This window comes from Candidatus Eisenbacteria bacterium, from assembly GCA_018831195.1.
GTDB lineage: Bacteria > Eisenbacteria > RBG-16-71-46 > CAIMUX01 > JAHJDP01 > JAHJDP01.
This window is the reverse complement of sequence record JAHJDP010000023.1, coordinates 227,968-246,994: the sequence shown is the minus strand read 5'-3', so window position 1 is coordinate 246,994 and position 19,027 is coordinate 227,968. Positions and strand designations below refer to the sequence as shown.

Sequence of the window (19,027 nt, the reverse complement as noted above, 5' to 3'; positions counted from 1 at the left end):
TTTATGTGAATCTTCTTGTGAAGCTCACTCTCCAAGGTGCGTCATCAGCTCCAATAGATTTTTCACGACGCCATGGGGCGGGGGATCGATCAGGGTCTCGTCCCTCCTCTGATATTTCCCCGTTTTGACAAGCACGGCCGGCAGACCGGCCTTCTGCGCGCCGTCGATATCGACCTCGACATCATCCCCAACCATCAACACATTCTCCGGCGGAAGTTTCAATAGGCGGCAGGCCTCAAGAAAGATCGACGGATTCGGTTTGGCGGTGAGGAGGGCCTTTCGCCCAATGGCGTATTCAAGCGCGGCGACATAGGGCCCCGAATCCAAGACCAGGCCATTGGGCGACATCCAGTACCGATTCGGGCTCATGGAGACGAAGAGGGCCCCTTCGCGAAGGGCGAGGAAGGCTTTATTCATCACCGGAAAGGTAAACCTCTCTCCGAGATCGCCGACAACAACGGCGGGGACCGTCACATCGCCACTCTCCGGAGGATGTGGATCAATGCCCAGCTCTATAAAATCGTCGGCGCATGTTTCGGGCGCCAGCAGCAGACACTTCCGAATGCCCTTTGAATGCAGGAACTCCGCCGCCGCGCGCGGGGCATTGAGGATTTCTTCCGGCGAGCAGGAAAGCCCCAATCCACGGAGCTTTTCGCGCAGGTGAAGGCGCGACACCGAGGTTGTGTTGGTTATAAAAAGGACAGGGGTCTCTCGATCTCTGATCATCCGGAAAGCTTTCTTGTTTCCAGCGATCAGCCGGTGTCCCTGATAGATGACGCCGTCGAGATCGAGAAGAAGGCCCTTGATTTGAGCCGGATCGAATTCGGATCGAAACTGTTGAACCATTGATATCCCAATTCTGTTTGTGTGAGATTTCTTACGATTTATTTAAAAGAATAGGTGAAAAAAGAACGGGTGTGTGATAATATAATTTCACCCAGGGATTACGGACCGGTCCGGCAGCGAGTGTCGATTCCGGTTCCGGCGCAAGGGAGCGTCGTCCAGCTTATCACTGGACCCACGACCACGCCGGTGCCTCGAGAGACACCCCGAAGACCGGTTCTCCTTTTTTTGGCTTTTTTGCTGATTTCAAAAACCTGCAGCCCCCATTTTAGAGACCCCACTTCTCACGCGGCGGATTGAAATAACCGAAGCGCAGTCCCGGCAGCTCTTTCTGGATCTTCGCCATCCATCGGCGGATGCCGATCGGCGCCCCATCCGTGTCGATTCCGGTCCTCATTTCGACGACGGAGGCGTAAAGGTCGGGATCCATGTTGAGATTGCGCATTTGGATCAGATTCGGCCTAATGCGCCGGCATAAATCGAGAAAGGCGGCCGTCTCCTCGGGATCGTCTGTGAATCCGGGAAAGATGAAGTAGTTGAGCGAGATCCATTTCCCGGCCGCGCGCATCTTGAGCCCCGAAGTGATGACATCCTCGAATGTATACGTTTTCGGGCGGTAATAGCGCTCATAGGCTCCTTTGCGGGCGCTGTTGAGCGAAATGCGGATGCTGTCCAATCCGGTTTTCGCGAGCCGCTCCACTTCAAGCGGCAGGCCGGCGTTGGTGTTGAGATTGATCACCCCTCTCTGCGTCCGCTTCCGGATCAGGCGTATCGCCGCATCGATCGTATCGGAGCGCAACAGCGGCTCCCCCTCGCATCCTTGGCCGAATGAAACCACCGGAAGCTCGGCCGTCTCGAGATGCGGTACGGCGAGATCGACGATCTCCTCGACGGTGGGAAGAAATCTCAATCGCGGTTGTGTCGGGGGGATCTCCTGCTCCTGCGGGGGCTCCGAAATACATCCGACACATTCGGCGTTGCATCCGGGTGAAATCGGCAGGGGCGCCTCCCAGCGGCCCATGACATAGTTGCGCGCCGCGGGACAGCGGTAGGTCAACGCGCAGTTGGCGACAACATGGCGGATGAGATTGTTTTCCCCGCGCGCTTCAATGATCTTCCGGCCGCGTTTCTCCATTTCATCATCGCAGGGAAATTGCCGGTGATCCTGGCGGATGTCGGAATCGATGCGCACACCGGCGGAAACAAACCGGCCCCGCAGCCATCCCAGCGCCGTATAGGCGAACATCGGGAGAATTTTGGCGTGCGGTTGCTTCTCAAAGGCCGACCACCAGGTCGCGGTATGGGCCGGCGCCATGAAAGAAGCCGTCGCGCGGACGGGCTGGCCTTGGATTTTGGTGAGTCGAACAGCTTGACCGGTGCGGCGATCGAATCCGACGGGATCGCGGTCGGGGAGGGCGAAGAGGTCGCTTCCCTCCGGTTGATCAATAAAATCGGAGGCTTCGGGAACCGCGTAAAAGAGGCCCGCGCGCCCGGCCACGGCAAACTCCGGCACCTCAAAGGTGCGCCCCTCGGGATCGGAGACGACAAGATCGGGCGCCGCTTGAAGCTCTTCTCGCGATGGCTTTTTGAGGATTCTATCGGTTGGGATATTTGAAAATTCAATCGGATTCATAAGGAGAGAATATACCGGATAAGACGGCCTGGGAATCGTTCTCGACAAAGGGATCTATCTTGTTTATTCTCAGTGCTGTAAGAATGCAACGCTTGAAACCCATGCTTCGGGTGTGACTGTTGAGCTGTTCGATCCTGTGATCACAATAGAGGGAGGCGATCATGCGATGGCTGATGCTTGTTATTTTTGTTTCAGCGGCAGTCGGTCTTTTTTCGTGCAGTGACGATCCAAAGAAGCCTGAACCGGAACCTGTTCTGCAGATGCAGGCGGGATCCTGGGGCGAGGCGATTTCTCATTTCGCCACGGCGTGGGAAACAAGGAATTTTGAGCTCTATGATTCGCTGCTAACCGCTGACTATGTCTTTTTTTTCAACGCGGAAGATGTAGAGGAAGATCCCGATATCCCTCCAACATGGAACCTCGCTCAGGAGCTGGCGGCTGTCAGTAACATGTTTGTTGATCCCAATATCGAACGTATCACGCTGGATTGGAATGTCGGCGCTATAGAAGACCCAATTCCGTTTCACCTGGATGGCTCTGTTCTTGTGACCGATATCGATTTGGAAATCGATATCCGCGATCCCGAAACCGGTGAGCTTTGGGAGAATGTGATTCATGGCGCCGTGTGGTTTGGATTGCGGAAAATGCCGTATGCGACAGCGGATGGCGATACTGTCTGGAAAATCGCGGAGTGGAAAGATCTCACGAACGTGTCCCCTCTTATGGTTCCGGAGGGCCAAACACAGGAAGCGAGCTGGGGGCGGATTAAGAGTATTTACTAGTCATTATTTTTGTGGAAAGGCATCGGACAGTTTCCCCGGAGGGCATTTTTCAGGGGAATGTTTATGTACACATGCCCTGCGGCTCAAACAGGAGGGAGATTGGTATGCGCTGGGTGATTTTGATTCTGGCTGCGATGTTGCTTGTGTCGTGTAGCGATGATCCTAAGAAGCCGAAGCCTGAACCGGAACCTGTTCTGCAGATGCAGGCGGGGTCCTGGGGCGAGGCGATTTCTCATTTCGCCACGGCGTGGGAGACAAAGAATTTCGAGCTCTATGATTCGTTGCTGACGGAGGATTACATCTTCTATTTCAGTCCGGAGGATATAGAGAACCAAGATATCCCGCCCACTTGGAACCTGACGCAGGAGCTGGGGGCCGTCGAGGCGTTGTTCGCTGATGCCGATGTGGAAGATGTCGAATTGAATTGGGTTCCGGGCGATATGGTGAATCCTGAAACAGAGGGGCTGGATGGCAAGGTTCTTGTAACAAACATTTTTTTAGTCGTTGATGTGCGAGATTCCCAAGGCGAGCTTTGGAATAATGAAATCAGAGGTAATGTCGAGTTTGAATTGAAGAAAATGTCCTATACAACGGCATTCGGCGATACGGTATGGAAGGTGGCACGATGGAAAGATCTCACGACTATAAGGACAAAGAGTGAATGGAGTAGAACCAAGACGACGACCTGGGGGCAGTTGAAGATCCGCTAAATTAAAAACGCCCTCATTTAAAATCAGGCCTTCTTGAAAAACCGGATCTCGAGCGCAACCCACCACAATCTCACCACCGATAAGATAAAGAGCAGCATGATCGGGACGTAGCGGAAGAACCCCCGCTTGAAGGTATGCGCCATCGACCAGAGGGGATTCAGAACCGGATCCCATTGATAGAAAAAGGGAAGGTAGGCAAGAAAGGTCAAGAGGAAAAGAGACAGCACGGCGCCGGGAGCAAGACGGCTATTGAGAGATTGTAGCGATCCGCTCGAAGATGAATTGCTTGCCGCCCGCGTCTTGCCGGCGGGGGAATCACCGGCCGCCATCGCGCCGGCACCCATCCGCCGGCCCAAAACAATCCAAAGAAGCCATGCGCCGAGGCCTCCGAGGAAGAGCCACCACAATTCACCGAATGTCTCTCTGTCGGTCACGATGACGACGGCGTAACGAATGACTTTCCAGGCCCGGGCCGGATCGATATCGAGAGTGGTGCGGAAATGATCGGCGGGATTATAGCCGAGGAGGACGCGGACATAGAAGAGGTTCCAGAAGAGGAAGAGAGCGACACCCGGTAAAACAATCCAAAGGGGTGACCCGCTGCGGAATCGAACCCGGATCCACATCCAAAGCGCGGCGGCGGCGGCGATCAGGATTGTTTCCGAACGTGTCAGCGTCGCAATAAACATAAAGACGGCGGCAAGGGGCACCGACCTCCGATCGTTCGGATAGGCCAGGATCCAGATGAAGGCGAGCGAGACAAAGACCATATTCGGCATATCGGTTTGGGCTACGGTAAGATGAAAATTTATTTCGGGAAATGTGAAGAGGAGCAGCAGCAGAAAAGTCGATAAGAGCGAAGAACGGGTTCTGCGCCAAACATCCTCCCCGAAGAGAATCATAAAGCCCAGCACCAGAATCGGGATCCAGATCCGCGGCGTTCCAGGCGTGAAAATATAGCAGAGGCCCTGCATGCAGGCGGTGAGCGGCGGGTAGGTCGCCTGGGCGTTGAAGCTGATCTTTTCAAAAACGCTGGAGCGGTAGACCCCTTCGTATGACATGATTTTTGCGACGAGATCCCATCCGACCAGAGCGTCGTAAGCCATCGGAACCAGGTAGATCATTTGCAGAAAGCTGGCGGCGACCAGAGAGGCCAGCAGGAGGGAGGTGAGCAGAGAAGGCCATGAGATTTTGTGCAGGCCGCCACGGCGCCATCCGCTGAGACATTCACTACGCCATTCGCCAAGCCCGCGGACTCTTTGCCGCCGGACCAACAGCCGCACGGCCAAGGATATGCCGGCCGCCAGCAAACTGGAACCAATGATGGAGCGCCGGTTTATCGGGATGCCGGCGGCGTCCATCACGAGAAAGAAGATTGTAAGAGCGGCCATGCCGAGCAGCAGGCGGAGGGCGAGTTTGTAAAAGATCGAGCGATCCAAATCCGGATCCCTGAGCAGTTGTACAATCGGCTCACCGGCCGCGATCATGGCGAGAAGGATCACACTGATCATGGAATGCTCCGTCCGCCGGGCCACGGCAGGATGCCGAACCGGTTCTCTTCGGTCAACGGGATATTCGGCCAAAAAGTTACGAGGGCCCAGTGATCGTAATTCAGAACGTGCGTGACCCTGTCACGATAGGGCGCCTTTTCACCGTAGTGGACCGGGACGCGGGGATAGATGAAAGTGTAAGTGGCGGAGGCGCTGGCGGCGAGGGGGATCTGTTCCTTTCCGCCCCGGAGGAGTTCCCGGGGGGGAAGGAGGATGACGGCGTTTTCCGGCGTCCGTTTGTTTATCTCCAACAGCAGAAAATAACTCTGATCCATCAGCAGGCCGCGGCGTTGCTCGAGGGTCAGTTCCCGCCCGGTTTTCTGCGCCACCCAACTGCGGAGTGTGATATTCCGCAGCGCGGCGCCGGGGCGTGTGCCGAAAAGAAAGAGAAAGAATCCCAGCATCGCGATGATCAATTTGGGAATCTGCCGGCTTCTCATTGGATTCAATTCCTGTATCCAATTCCAAGATTCAATTTCAAGACGACGGTTGACCGTTTCGTGCTCCGCATGATGCAATGCATGCTATGAGATCATATCCCACAATCCAAAAGAAAATAAAGATTGAGGCCGCTTTCAGCCCGGCCTTGCCGGCATACCTCACCGGTCTGTTCCTTCTGATCCTAATTTTGCTGCTCGGCGTGCGCCCGGCCGCCGCCGCCGCGCCACAACCCGTCGTCGGTGAAGCGGGGATCGTTGTCGCGGTTGAAAAATACGCCTGCGATGTCGGGCACGACATTTTATCCCGTGGCGGCACGGCGGCCGATGCCGCGGTGGCGGTTGGTTTTGCCCTGGCCGTGACCTATCCCTCGGCCGGGAATCTCGGCGGCGGCGGGTTTTTGCTGCATCGCGCCTCCGGAGGCGCGACGGAAGCGCTCGATTTTCGTGAAACAGCGCCGGCCCGGGCCTCCCGCGATATGTTTCTGAACTTCGATGGAACGGTGAATGAGGGGATGAGTCTCTGGTCGCCGCTGGCGGCCGGTGTCCCCGGGACGGTCGCCGGTCTCGGTACGCTTCATGAGCGCCATGGAACCTTTTCCTGGAATGAATTGCTGGCCCCGGCCATCGCTTTGGCGCGGGACGGCTTTGTCATCGATCGCCTGACGTCGGAACGGTTTCAATTATATGCGGGACGACTCGGCCCCGACCCGGAATCCCGCCGCATTTTCCTCAAGGACAGCACCTTCTATCAGCCCGGCGACACCCTGCGCCAGCCGGAGCTTGCGGCGACGCTTCAGCGGATCGCCGCCGAGGGTCCGCGCGAGTTTTACACGGGCGAAACGGCGCGGCGGTTGGCGGATTACATGATGCGGAGCGGCGGTCTGATGACGAAAGAAGACCTGCGGTCCTACCGCTCCATCGTGCGCCGGCCTCTCGAGGGCCAATACAAAGGATATACAATACTAGCGATGCCGCCGCCCAGTTCGGGCGGCGTCGCCATCCTCGAAATTCTGAATATCCTCGAAGAGTTTCCCCTGTCGGATTGGGGATGGGGTTCGGTGCGGGGGTTGAACATTCTTGTTGAGGCGATGCGCCGGGCCTTTGCCGATCGGGCCGCCTACCTCGGTGATCCCGGTTTTGTCGATGTGCCGGTCGATGGATTAATCGATCCCGCCTATGGGGACTCGCTCCGGCGGCTTATACAAGAGGGTTTAACGAATCGACCCGGCAGCGTATCGCCTGGAAAACCCCGTGGGCTGGCCCTTTTCATGGATTCGGTGGGCGGGTCGCTCGGCATCATCCCCAATGAAGGCGGGGAGACAACGCATTTCAGTGTCGTCGACGCGGAGGGAAACGCCGTGGCGATGACAACGACGATCAACGCCTCTTTCGGCTCCGGCATCACCGTGGAAGGATTGGGATTCCTGCTGAACAATGAGATGGATGATTTCGCCGTTCAACCGGGCGTACCGAATTATTATGGTCTTATACAAGGTGAAGCGAACGCCATCCGTCCGTTGAAACGCCCCCTCTCATCGATGACGCCGCTCATGGTGCTGCGTCCGGTGGCAGCGAGGCAACAGGACGCCGCCGGATTTAACATTTCCGGAACCACGGCGCCCGGCTCCGCCGCTGAACCCGAGATGGAGCTATATCTCCTTCTGGGTTCACCCGGGGGCCCGCGCATTATCACATCCGTCTTGCAGGTCTTACTCAATGTCGTCACATACGGGATGGAGATCCACGAAGCGGTCGGCGCCCCCCGTCTCCACCATCAGTGGATGCCCGATACCCTCTGGTTCGAACCGGTGGGATGGGCCACGGACCTGATGGAGGGGGCGCGCGCGAAAGGTCAGACTGTCGCCACCTGGGATGAGGTGATCGGCTCGACGCACAGCATCATGGTCGCTCCGTCGGGTCGCCTGCTGGGCGCGCCGGATCCGCGCCGATCGGGGCATGCACGCGGTGTGGACCGGGTGATACGGCGGGAGGACAATTAAGGTTGAGCGAGCCGTGTCTGCAGCCGCCGCGATTCCTGTTGCAACGCATGTGATAGATCATCGCCCTGCCCGGTCATCAATTGGGCCCGGGCCATGGTCATGGTGGCGAGCACCTGCCGCATGATTCGTATCTCGGAATCGTCGGTGCGAGGTCCCATCTGGAGAAAGGGCTCGATGGGGGGCAAGGGCCCCCGGCCGGCCAACATCTCTTCGGTCGGGTTGAGAAGAAAAACAAGGCCATAGGGAGAAATCCGGCTGGCCATCGCCGCATTGGGAACAGCCTCAGGTGTCATGGCCACGGGCCTTGATCCGGCATAGGCGTTCAGGAGAGCCAGTTGAAGGGCTTGATGGCGCGCATCCCGGCGGGAACGGTTAAAGGGGCGGCCGGTCTCGAATAATTCCAGATCCTCCAGCAACACCGCGAGCTGCGGTCGCACTGGATCGAGTAAGTGCGGGTACCATCGGTCCAGCTGCGTAAAGTACCAGGAGCGGTGCATCAGCTCCGTATCCACAATAGCAACATCCGGGCGACACCCCTCTACCCACTGCAAGTAGATGGCATTCGATGTGAAGGCATCCCATTGGCGGCTCAGGAGCAGGGTGTTCGGCGGAAGTCCTTCCAGGAGTGAACGCGCATAGATGCCCGGAAGGGGTGGGCCGGAAGCGGCGCATCGATTCCAGCGTTGGCCGATTCCCAGGATCATCGTGGCGCACAGAACGGCACCCAGTATCGGTCCCGCAAGGCGAAGGGGTACCCAGCGTTGTGAGGTCAGGAGATGCAAACCCAGCACTCCCAGGGCGACAACGGCCAGGTCGCTGGCCGCATAGTAGGATTGGATATCGGGAATATTGTACGACGATGCCCAAAGGAGGCTCACCACACAAAGAATCACCCAAAACCACCCCAGCGCCGCGCGGCGGCGCCAGAGAAGAATCAGACCCGGAACGGCCGCCAGAGGCAGAATCCAATTGAGATCGGCCAACAGCCCTGGAATGCGATGGGCCGCTTCCCTCAACGATTCCGACCCCGAGAAAAGCCAGATTCGATACTGCCATCCCGAGGCGTGACGAAACCAGGATCCAAGGGTGGTGGGATGACCCCAATTCAGCAGAGGTCCTTGTGCGGAGCGCAGGGGAAGGTAGAGCTGGCATGAGAGACCGAGCAGGAACCAGGGCAACAAAGAGAGCCAGCGGCGCGCGGGTGGCCAAAAGCTGATGTGCGATCGGCCGGGAGAGGGATGGACGGTCACCGCCAGGGCCAGCAGGAGCGAGGGGACGGCGAAGAAGAGCGAGAGGTGGTGACAGAAGCCCAACCCCAAGACATAGACCAGCAACACCCTGCGCCGGTGAGCGTTCTGTTGGCGTTGCAGGAGGGAGACGCCCAGCCATAGGCACACGGCCAGGATGAGGTAATGGAGGCCGTAGACCTCATTGACAACGGCCATGCGCCATACCGAAGGAGACAAACCCCAGGCCCAAGCACCCAGGAGAGGGAGCCCCCCGGCAAGAATCCCCCGGCCGGATGGTGGCTCATCTTTCCGCCCGAGCAGGGTCAGGCTTTTCCGCAATGCCAGAGCGGCGAAGCCGACCGCCAGCGCGCAGCTCACGGCGGAGAGAAGATGGAGGCGCGTGAGGGGTGTTCCGAGGGGAAGAAGTCCCCACACCCGGCCCAGAAATGTATAGAGAGGATAACCCGGAGGGTGGGCGATTCCCAGGAAGCGGCCAACAGCAGCCAGCTCTCCACTATCGATGGTGCCGAGGTCGCGCTGCAAGCCGGTGACATAGAGTCCGAGGGGGGGCGCCGCGGCGAGGATGAAAATCAACCAAGCGGGGGGAGAACGCCTCATCGGGTCACGCACCTTCCTTCCGGATCATCCGTCTAAATCGACACTCTGCCGGTCGCGTTTTTGATCCATTTCGATGGGGTATCACTCTCAGACGAGTCTGAGGATACACTTCCAGCCGGTTCCGGTCAGCCCCCATTCTGAGCCCGTCGGATCCTGGGACTCCTTAAAAACTTGGCAAAGTGGTCGTTGACACCCCTCTTTCATCCCAATAGCATGAGGGATGCCTCTATATCTCCATCCGGAGATCCAAGTTGTCTACCCGGTTACCATGAGTTTGAGGGATTGAGAATCAAATGAGTCATGAAGCCGCCAACGATCGTCCGATGGAAAGCCGGCCACAGTCCGACATTTTCCAGAAATGTTATGAGTTCACCCGTGCCGACATTGCCAAGAAGGAGGGATGGTATCCCTATTTTGTTCCCCTACAGGCATCTGACGGCACCGAAGTTACGATCAAGGGTAAAAAACTCATCATGCTGGGGTCCAACAACTACCTGGGGCTCACACATGATCCGCGGATTATCGAGCAGGCCGAGGCTGTCGCCCGGGTCTATGGGACCGGGTGCACCGGCAGTCGTTTTCTCAATGGGAATCTCGACCTTCACGAGAAATTAGAAAGGGAGCTGGCCGATTTCGTGGGGATGGAGGCGGCGCTGGTCTTCTCGACCGGATTCCAAACCAATCAGGGTATCCTCACCACTATCGTAGGCCGTGATGATACGGCGATTCTCGACAAATTGGATCATGCCAGTATCGTCGACGGGGTTCGTCTTTCCGAGGGCGAGTCGATCCGGTTCCGCCACAATGATGTCGCTGATATGGAGAGCGCGCTGCGCAAGGCCGAGGCGCGGGACGGCGGGAAGATGGTCGTTGTTGATGGCGTCTTCTCCATGGAAGGGGATCTTGCCAATTTGCCGGAGCTGATTCCGGTCGCGAAACGGTATGGCGCCGCTTTTATGGTGGATGAAGCTCACTCGGTCGGCATGCTTGGACCGACCGGCGCCGGAGCGGCTGAACATTTCGGCATGACCGACCAGGTCGATATCATCATGGCGACCTTCAGCAAATCATTTGGTTCTCTCGGCGGATTCGCCGCGGGCAAGGCGGGCGTAATCAGTTACATCAAACATCACGCCCGGAGCCTCATCTTCAGCGCCAGTATGCCGCCTTATGCCGTCGCGACGGTCCGGGCGGCGCTCGAAATAATTAAAAACGAACCGGAACGACGGGAGAAGATGTGGCGCAACGCCAAACGGCTCATCGATGGGTTAAAATCCCTGGGATTTGATATCGGTCCGACGGAAACGCCCATCATCCCCATTATTATCGGCGATACGATGAAGACCATCCTTTTCTGGAAAGCGCTCTTCGAAGCGGGGGTCTATACTAATCCCGTCATTGCCCCCGCCGTTCCCGAAAAGACGGCGCGGCTGCGGACCAGCGTCATGGCGACTCATACGGATGAGCAGATGGACCGCGTCTTGGAGATATGCGGTAAAGTGGGCAAGAAGATGGGATTAATTTAGCAGGGTATCATGTCCTTAACAATCCGTCCTGTTCAGAGTTCGAAAGATCTGCACACTTTCGTAACCTTCCCCTGGAAGGTCTACAAAGATAATTCCTATTGGGTGCCGCCTTTGATCCGGGATGAAAAGAAATTGCTCACACCCGGAAAACATCCATTTTATGAACACGGCGCGATTCAACCCTACCTCGCTGAAACGGCGGATGGTTCCGGGCGGCCAAAAGTGGTCGGCCGGATCGCCGCTATCCGCAATGAGAATCACGAATCGTTTCACGAAGAGGCGGTGGGGTTTTTCGGGTTTTTTGAACTCCTCGCGACGCCGCAGCTCCTAAGCCGGGAGGGCGTCAGTGGGGTCACACCGCAGGAAATTGTTAATGCCCTGATCGCCGCAGTGCGGGCCTGGCTCGCCGAACGGTCGCTGCCTGTCTTTCGGGGTCCGGTCAATCCGTCGACAAATGAAACCTGCGCGCTGCTCATCGACGGATTCGACGACCCGCCCCAGATCATGATGCCTTACAACCTGCCTGAATACGCCGTGCTGCTGGAAGGGTCCGGGCTCAAAAAAGCGAAGGATCTGGTCGCTTATACGGCTACGACCGCCGACGTGCCGGAAACACTGGTTAAGAGAGCGACGGCCGCGGCGGAGAGAACCGGGGTTATCATCAGGGCCCTTAACAAAAAAGATATGCGGAACGAGGTGAAGCGGGTCCAAAAGGTGTACAATTCCGCGTGGGAGAAGAACTGGGGATTCATCCCCATGACACCCGCCGAATTGGATCACATGGCCGATGAACTTGGGCAGATTGCAGAACCGAAACTTGTGTGCTTTGCCGAGAAAGACGGGGAACCGATCGGCTTCGGTCTCGGTTTGCCCGATTTTCATCAAGCCCTGCGTTACGCAAACGGCCGGCTCTTACCTTTCGGATTGCTGAAGATTCTCTGGCACCGCCGCAAGATCAACCGCGCGCGGGTTCTGGCGTTGGGGGTTCTGGCGCCCTACCGGCGGCTGGGAATCGACCAGCTGATGTACATTTGGCTCTGGCAGAACGCCAAAGAGATCGGGATTTATAATGGTGAGTTCTCTTGGATTCTTGAGGATAATATTCCGATGAGAACCGCCGCTGATCATCTGGGATCCAAAGTCTACAAGACCTATCGGATCTACGAAGGCTGACGAGCCGTTCCACAATGGTTTGAATCCGCTGCTGATGGAATCCTCAGGCTAAATATGAATGTTAAACCGAAGGTTTTGGTCACGGGAGCGACGGGATTCGCCGGTTCGCATCTGGCCGATCTCTTGATCCGGCGGGGATATCCCGTCCGTGTTCTGACCCGGACAACAAGTGATCTGCGATGGGTTCCTTCTGAAGCGGAACGAGTGATCGGGGATGTGCGGGAGCCCGAATCTTTAAAATACGCATTGCAGGACATCAATTGGGTCTTCCATTTCGGCGGATTGATCAGCGCCCGGAACCGCGAGGAGTTTTTCGTGGTGAATGCGGCGGGGACACGAAATCTCTTCCAGGCCTTTCTGCGGCATGGAGATGATCCGAAGTTGTTCCTTCTGTGCAGCAGCCTGGCGGCGGTGGGACCCGGCGCAGAGGGCGTCATGTTGAAGGAATCGGGAACCCCGCGACCGGTCACTGCGTATGGAGCCAGCAAGCGAGCGGGCGAAGAGGCCCTATTAGACGTTGGTGATAATAAGAGTGATAATAAGTGGGAACATCAAGGCGGGCCGGTTCGAAAGATCATTGTGCGTCCACCGGCTGTTTACGGCCCGAGAGATCCGTCCATCCTAAAGTTTTTCCGCTGGGTGGAGAGAGGCTGGATTCCGCTTCCCGCGCCACAAAATGCGCGGTTCAGCGTGATCCATGTTGACGACTTGGCCTTGGGTACGGTTCTCTTAGCAGAACAGGGCCTGTCCGGCACCTATCACCTCAGCGACGGAGAGAGTCACTCATGGCTGGATCTGGGAGAGAGGGTCGCGAGTCAATTGCACGTCAGAGCCCGCCATCTCCCGATCCCGTTTTGGATCTCCGCGACGGCGGCTCTGGGAGGGGAGCTATGGGGACGGTTGCGACATCATCCTCCCCTCATCAGCCGGGACAAAGTACGGGAGCTGCGCGGGATTTCATGGGTCTGCAGTATAGAGAAAGCGCGCAGCGAAGCGGGATACCAACCGAGTCGGATGATCAGCGAGGGCCTGAAGACGACCATCGCTTGGTATCGCGATTCCGGCTGGCTTTAAAAAAACATCTCAGCAGAACCGATTCCAAGGGTTATACACCCATTGATGCCGTGACACTGGCCTATCTCATTTTTACCGCGCTTTTCCTTCTCATCGCGCCTCACCATCCCGCCGGCTGGCTGAAATATCTTTTGATTCATCTCGGCGCGTTGGGCCTGGTTGCGTCTCTCCGGTATATTCCTCGACCGCGTTTTGTACCCCTGATGTTTCTTCGAGACGCCTATCCGCTTCTGGCCATGCCGTTGATGTACGGCGAACTTCAATTCCTGAATCAAATTCTGGCCAACGGATATTATGACGCCGTCATCATTCCTATCGAAAACCTTCTGTTCCGGACCCAACCGGCGATTTACCTCAGGGGATGGCTGCCGAGCCTGGCACTGAGCGAGTACCTGCATCTTTCTTATCTTTTGTATATCGGTCTTATTCCCTTTTGCGGCATTGTCTTTTACATTAAAAAGAGATATGAGAATTTCCGGATCTATGTCACAACGGTTCTTTTGACTTTCTTCCTTTGTTATGTCGCATTTATCGTTTTTCCTGTGGCCGGGCCGTATTATGCATTTCCGCGCCCCGATCCAAAAATGATCGGTCTCGTCTTTCCCGAATTTGTTCACTGGATGCTGGATCGTGGAGCGAGCTTGGGGTCGGCCTTTCCATCATCGCATGTCGCTGTCGCCGTGGCGAGTTTGCTGGTTGTTTTCCCGCTGGATAGAAAACTCTTCTGGATCATCTTACCGGTCGTCGCCGGAATCACCGTGGGTGTTGTCTACGGCGGATTCCACTATGCCCTCGACGCGATCGTGGGATCGATGGTCGGCGCCGGTGTAGGATTGCTTGGCCCGGGACTTTATCAAGAGATATCGGATACATTGAAGTCGCGGGCGCCCGAACGGTAGCGGCAAGTTAATCAATCCCGTGGAAGAATCCCTCCCGGCTTCTTAAGACAACCGCGCTCCAGATAATTCCGAGAAGGCCCAAGATGAGGAAGAGGATGGATCCCCGGCTGTGGATGAAGGCGCCCCCGACCGGCCCGCCGGCGAACGAACCGAAAAACTGGCACATATGAAAAACGCCGATCGCCGTCCCGCGGTGTTGTCGCGGCGCCTGCCGGGACATGAGGGCCGGCAGCAAGGGTTCAAGCAGGCTGAGACTGAGAATGAATAAACCCAGACCCACCGTAAGCCCGATAAAGGTTCCCGGCATGGCCGTCATGACGCCAAGAGGCAATGAAAAGAAGAGCGCCGTAGAGGAAGATGACGCGCCGGCGCCGGTGCCGATCCGCCATTCGCGCACTCATGACCATGAGGGCGAGTCCCGCCGCAATTGTCGGCGCGAGGATCAGCGACAGCATCCCCTGCCCGACATGCGCGGCAAGCTGAATCGGCATGATGACAAAGATGACCGTTAAGGTGGCATGCAGAAGAAAGATGCCGGCACAGAGGAGGAAGAGGGTCGGCTGGGTGAGAACAGCTTTTAAGTCGATCATGTGAAGTTGGCCCTTCTTCCCTGACAAGAATTCTTCAGGCCCCAGGCCTTTGACAGAAGAGGAGGGCTTGTTCAACCGGTCCTGTTTTGCTGGTGAGGAGATATGTACCGGTTCGGGAACGAGAAATTGCAGGTAAACAATAGCGATGCTCGAAAGAATGGCGGTTCCAATGAAAAGGGCGGGAACGCCGAATGTCGAAGCAAGGACCGGTCCTGCCACAACGCCCAAGGCGAGAGAGACGCCGACCCACAGACCCAGGCGGGCCATCGCCTGTGTTCTGGCGTGATCGGGGGATAAATCTGCGGCAAGCGCGACAACAGAAGAGGCGACGGCGCCGCTCCCTTGAAGAATCCGGCCCGCGATAAGCCAAACGATATGCTGGCCGAACGCCGCGAGCAGTGATCCGGCGGCAAAGAGCCCAAGACCAATGCTAATAACGCCTTTGCGGCCGATCCGGTCGCTCAGATGACCCAGTGGAATTTGGAAGATCGCCTGAGTGAGTCCGTAGGCGCCGAGGGCGAAACCGATGAGTACGGGAGTCGCCCCTTTCAATGAAAGGGCAAAAAGAGAGAGGACAGGAAGGATCATGTAGAGGCCCATCATCCGGAGCGCATAGATCATCGCCAGTCCTGTGAGAGCGCGGCTTTGCCTGTCGCTCAAATGACCGATACGCTTGCGGCGGAACGAGAGCCGGCGGATGCCGCGCGGTTTCTTGGCCTCAGGATTTGATGGTGAATCGTGCTTCATAACGGTGGAGTTTAACGGGTTTTTGGATGCGAGCCCAGGGCCTTTGCCGCTTGAATTTTTGGCTTTCGGAACTTACAATGCTTTCTGAGAGTTACCGATCCAATTGAATGGGGAATGGAATGCGATAGGGGAAGGGGAACGTTATGAAGAGAATTTATCTCAGATGGTTGCTTCCAGCGGTGATGGTTCTCTCCATGTTTGCCGCGCCACAGGTGATCCAGGCTGAAGAGCCGATGTTCGCCATTCGGTTGGTTGAGGGCGGGGACCGGTTGTACGCTGTGGGGGATATCGAACAGATTGGATTCGAGACCAATAATGACATAGAGGAACTTGTTGTTGTGCTTTCCGGAGGGATGGATCACTTTCCCGTTGAGGGTATTGCAAGAATTGATTTTGTCTGGGACCTGTCGGGTGTTGATAATCCCGAGGATGCAGCGGTCATGATCGACGCCATCCGCCTGTTCCAGAACCAGCCGAATCCCTTTTCGCCCGAAACAAAAATCCGGTTTGAGATACCCGAAGCAGGCCGCGCCGAGCTGACGATTTATGATGTGAGCGGCCGGCTGATCCGTACGCTTGTGAAGGATGAACGCCGGAGCGGAGCCTACAGCGTGGCTTGGGATGGATTGGATGATTCCGGGCGGAAGGTTTCCAGCGGCGTGTACTTTTATAGTTTAAGGGCTCCGGGTGTGGAAGAGAGCCGCAGGATGATTCTGCTGCCTTAGCGGGTGTCATCGGCCCGAGGAGCGTGGCGCGCTAATCCAGGCGATTGCGCCGTACCCAGTATTTGTGGAATCCAATATCAATCAATTCATAATTGCTCGCCAGAAAATCCCTCAATGTTTCGTATTCGTCGAGGGTGATGATTTTTTTCTGTTTCAGGATATCTATAAGCGCGGGTCTGCCCTCCAGGGGCCGGTCGAGAATTATAACGGGTTTTGATTGTATAATGTCTGCGGCGATTCCTTTGAGTGGGATGCGGACATCGGGACGGTCCAGCCAGTAGTAGAGCTGCCACGGATGACTCAGGAAGGTTGCGTTGGCGGCAAATATGGGGTGGCCCGGCGGGACACAAACAACCGACTCTCCATCCGCGATTTCCATCAACCGGGCGATCTCGGCGCGGCCGCGCAAGTATCCGCCATCGCGCACCCAATGCTGGATCGCTTGCAGGGGTTGCCATAGAACAAAAGCCAAGGCGAGAAGAATGGCGGTCATGCGTCCGGGGATGATCAACCGTCTTACTATGTATACGGCCGGTCCCGCCGCCAACACCGCTGCCAGAAAACCGAAGAATTGCTGGCCATATTGTAGATCGTGATTGGGTTGAACCGTATAGCAAGCGGCGCTCAGAATAAATCCAAAGACCAATAGGTTGACCCTGGCGCGGTTCTCCGGATTCGAGGAGCGCATGGCGTCGATGCATCCCCAGGCCGCGAGCCCGGTTACGACCAAGGGGAAATGGCCTTTTGCAACAAAGTCGCCCGAAATGTTGAACAGGTACGTCCAGTGGACGAAATCCTTTGTTAGGCTGTTTGAAAACAGATAGAGGGCCAGCGGAATCAAGCCCCCGATAGCACCCCCTGCGAATGCGGCGACTTGGCGCCAACAATGCATTCCCCGCAGAGCTTCCCAGAATAGCCACAATAGAATCCAGGGAAACAGGAACCAAAGCCGTGGTGTGATGGAAAAGGCGATTCCCATCAGAAGACCGGCGCCGAGAAAGCGCCGGGACGAGTTTCCGGCGAACAGGCACCATACACCGCCAAGCGCCAAGAGGTTGGCCAATAGATCAGGCCGAAGGTTATACAATTCAAGCGATACGGCTTGCCCCAAAACCAGAAGTGTCACCATTAATCCAGTACCGCGCTCATGCCAAAGATGCCGCGCCAGCCTGATGCTGACCCAGAGAATACAACCACTCAATGCGAGAGCCAAAGTGCGGATGAAATCACAGATCATCCCATTTTTTGGGAGGATATCCATAATAGGCGATAAGAGAAGCCAAAGTCCGGGCGGGTGATTTTGAAAGAAATCGGAATAAGGGATCAACCCTTGATGCATGAGCCAGGCGGTATGAATATGTTCGATTTCATCCCAGTCGGGCCGCCGGCCGATTAGCAATCCGATCATCAAAATAATGACGATAAGAACGAGGCTGGTTGCTTGAGCCCGAGTTGGAAATTCGCGGGATCCGAAACGGCGCCAGATCCGGCCGGCGGCAAAACAAGCGACGATCCCGACACCGATAAGAAGAAAAGTGTTCGCCCGGAGGCCGGTAGTGATGATCAGATCAAACATTGTTCCGCCCACCTTTTATGTTTCGGGCGACCCCGGGTAAAAGATCCTCCAGCGGGCAGCCCACGCAGCTGGGTTTTGCTTTGCAGTAGTTTTTCCCGAGCCAGACGATCTGCGCGTGGAAATCATTGTATAATTCAATATCGGAAGGCAGGCGATTCATGAAGAAATTCTGAAGATCGGGATATCCAATTGAACCGGGAGCCCATTTGTGGCGGGTTGTGACTCTTTTGGTGTAAGTATCCACGACAAAAACGGGTCTATCGAAGGCATAGAGCAGGATACTGTCAGCCGTCTCGGGTCCGATCCCCCAAATAGAAAGGAGCTCGCCGCGGAGCTTCGATGTGTCCGTTCGCGCCATCCGCCGCAGAGAACCTTCATAGGACTCATCCATAAACTGTACAAATGATTTTAGCTTTCGAGCTTTCTGGCGGAAGGCGCCGGATGGACGGATGATCCGGGCAAGATCATCCTCAGGGATTGATCTCAGGGCGGCCAGATTCAAACAAGGTTCCGTTTTGAGGTTCTGAAGCGCCTTCTCCACATTGGTCCACGCCGTGTTTTGAGTCAGGATGGCGCCGATAATGATTTCCAAACGGGTTCGGCCGGGCCACCAGTTGAGACAGCCGTTGGCGTCCCTGAGGCGTTGGTAGACTTCAAATAGCTGGTCGGATTTCATCTGAATGTCCGTTTCTCCAGCCCCCCATATTGGGGTGGTGTCATGAGGATTCAAGCCGGCACTCGTATGCCAGGGTATCAAAAGTTGTGTGCTTACGCCCTCCCGATATCTTTCGATTTCCGCCCATCCGTTAGCCCAAGAGATCCAAAGGGTTCGATGCCCCTATCTGAAGGACAAGAGCGATCTTAGGAGCCGCGAGCTAATCCATGTATTTTGTTTTATAACAAGTGCTTATA

17 protein-coding genes are annotated in these 19,027 nt (G+C 56.4%); 8 read left to right on the top strand and 9 right to left on the bottom strand.

The window, feature by feature from the left end; genetic code table 11:
• Positions 1 to 24: 24 nt before the first annotated feature.
• Together KJ970_04530 and KJ970_04525 are read right to left on the bottom strand one after the other, a co-directional pair.
• Entirely contained in the window at positions 25 to 846 is an 822-nt protein-coding gene (locus KJ970_04530) for an HAD-IIA family hydrolase (protein ID MBU2690172.1), read from the bottom strand.
• 265 nt (positions 847 to 1,111) lie between these two features.
• Positions 1,112 to 2,476 carry a radical SAM protein gene (locus tag KJ970_04525; protein ID MBU2690171.1) on the bottom strand — a complete coding sequence of 455 codons (1,365 nt, stop codon included), beginning with the start codon at positions 2,474 to 2,476 and terminating at the stop codon, positions 1,112 to 1,114.
• Positions 2,477 to 2,637: 161 nt separating this feature from the next.
• On the opposite strand from KJ970_04525, the gene KJ970_04520 reads away from it, so the two are divergent.
• Positions 2,638 to 3,258 carry a hypothetical protein gene (locus tag KJ970_04520; protein ID MBU2690170.1) on the top strand — a complete coding sequence of 207 codons (621 nt, stop codon included), beginning with the start codon at positions 2,638 to 2,640 and terminating at the stop codon, positions 3,256 to 3,258.
• A gap of 104 nt (positions 3,259 to 3,362) precedes the next feature.
• Positions 3,363 to 3,968, top strand: a complete 606-nt coding sequence (locus KJ970_04515; protein ID MBU2690169.1) for a hypothetical protein — start codon at positions 3,363 to 3,365, stop codon at positions 3,966 to 3,968.
• 23 nt (positions 3,969 to 3,991) lie between these two features.
• Here the strand turns inward: KJ970_04515 and KJ970_04510 are convergent, their stop codons facing one another.
• Both KJ970_04510 and KJ970_04505 read right to left on the bottom strand, forming a co-directional pair.
• Positions 3,992 to 5,479 carry a hypothetical protein gene (locus tag KJ970_04510; protein MBU2690168.1) on the bottom strand — a complete coding sequence of 496 codons (1,488 nt, stop codon included), beginning with the start codon at positions 5,477 to 5,479 and terminating at the stop codon, positions 3,992 to 3,994.
• Positions 5,476 to 5,958: a hypothetical protein gene (locus tag KJ970_04505; GenBank protein ID MBU2690167.1), complete on the bottom strand. Its 483-nt coding sequence runs from the start codon at positions 5,956 to 5,958 to the stop codon at positions 5,476 to 5,478. The genes KJ970_04510 and KJ970_04505 overlap by 4 nt, the downstream gene beginning before the upstream one ends.
• Positions 5,959 to 6,044: 86 nt before the next feature.
• On the opposite strand from KJ970_04505, the gene ggt reads away from it, so the two are divergent.
• Positions 6,045 to 7,958, top strand: a complete 1,914-nt coding sequence (ggt, locus tag KJ970_04500) for a gamma-glutamyltransferase (protein MBU2690166.1) — start codon at positions 6,045 to 6,047, stop codon at positions 7,956 to 7,958.
• Here the strand turns inward: ggt and KJ970_04495 are convergent.
• Entirely contained in the window at positions 7,955 to 9,805 is a 1,851-nt protein-coding gene (locus tag KJ970_04495; GenBank protein MBU2690165.1) for a DUF2723 domain-containing protein, read from the bottom strand. The two genes, ggt and KJ970_04495, sit on opposite strands and share 4 nt — an antisense overlap.
• A 323-nt stretch (positions 9,806 to 10,128) precedes the next feature.
• Here KJ970_04495 and KJ970_04490 point away from each other — a divergent pair, with 323 nt between their 5' ends.
• From KJ970_04490 to KJ970_04475, 4 genes are read left to right on the top strand one after another with little or no spacing between them, the layout of a single operon-like run.
• On the top strand, positions 10,129 to 11,331 hold the full coding sequence (locus KJ970_04490) for an aminotransferase class I/II-fold pyridoxal phosphate-dependent enzyme (protein ID MBU2690164.1): 1,203 nt from the start codon (positions 10,129 to 10,131) through the stop codon (positions 11,329 to 11,331).
• A gap of 9 nt (positions 11,332 to 11,340) precedes the next feature.
• On the top strand, positions 11,341 to 12,504 hold the full coding sequence (locus tag KJ970_04485; protein ID MBU2690163.1) for an N-acetyltransferase: 1,164 nt from the start codon (positions 11,341 to 11,343) through the stop codon (positions 12,502 to 12,504).
• Between the two features lie 54 nt (positions 12,505 to 12,558).
• Complete coding sequence (locus KJ970_04480; GenBank protein ID MBU2690162.1) at positions 12,559 to 13,578, top strand: NAD-dependent epimerase/dehydratase family protein; 1,020 nt, start codon at positions 12,559 to 12,561, stop codon at positions 13,576 to 13,578.
• A complete protein-coding gene (locus KJ970_04475; protein MBU2690161.1) occupies positions 13,551 to 14,477 on the top strand; it encodes a phosphatase PAP2 family protein in 927 nt (308 codons plus the stop codon). Before KJ970_04480 ends, KJ970_04475 begins: the two co-directional genes overlap by 28 nt.
• Positions 14,478 to 14,484: 7 nt before the next feature.
• On the opposite strand, the gene KJ970_04470 is transcribed toward KJ970_04475, so the two are convergent.
• Both KJ970_04470 and KJ970_04465 read right to left on the bottom strand, forming a co-directional pair.
• The gene (locus KJ970_04470; protein ID MBU2690160.1) at positions 14,485 to 14,697 is read right to left on the bottom strand and encodes a hypothetical protein; all 213 of its coding nucleotides are present in this window, start codon (positions 14,695 to 14,697) and stop codon (positions 14,485 to 14,487) included.
• Between the two features lie 19 nt (positions 14,698 to 14,716).
• Positions 14,717 to 15,814 (bottom strand): MFS transporter, encoded by a 1,098-nt coding sequence (locus KJ970_04465; protein ID MBU2690159.1) that lies wholly within the window; start codon positions 15,812 to 15,814, stop codon positions 14,717 to 14,719.
• 143 nt (positions 15,815 to 15,957) lie between these two features.
• Here KJ970_04465 and KJ970_04460 point away from each other — a divergent pair, with 143 nt between their 5' ends.
• The gene (locus KJ970_04460; GenBank protein MBU2690158.1) at positions 15,958 to 16,539 is read left to right on the top strand and encodes a T9SS type A sorting domain-containing protein; all 582 of its coding nucleotides are present in this window, start codon (positions 15,958 to 15,960) and stop codon (positions 16,537 to 16,539) included.
• A 31-nt stretch (positions 16,540 to 16,570) separates the two neighbouring features.
• On the opposite strand, the gene KJ970_04455 is transcribed toward KJ970_04460, so the two are convergent.
• A complete protein-coding gene (locus tag KJ970_04455; protein MBU2690157.1) occupies positions 16,571 to 18,115 on the bottom strand; it encodes a hypothetical protein in 1,545 nt (514 codons plus the stop codon).
• A complete protein-coding gene (locus tag KJ970_04450; GenBank protein ID MBU2690156.1) occupies positions 18,108 to 18,791 on the bottom strand; it encodes an endonuclease III domain-containing protein in 684 nt (227 codons plus the stop codon). Before KJ970_04450 ends, KJ970_04455 begins: the two co-directional genes overlap by 8 nt.
• Between the last annotated feature and the right edge of the window lie 236 nt (positions 18,792 to 19,027).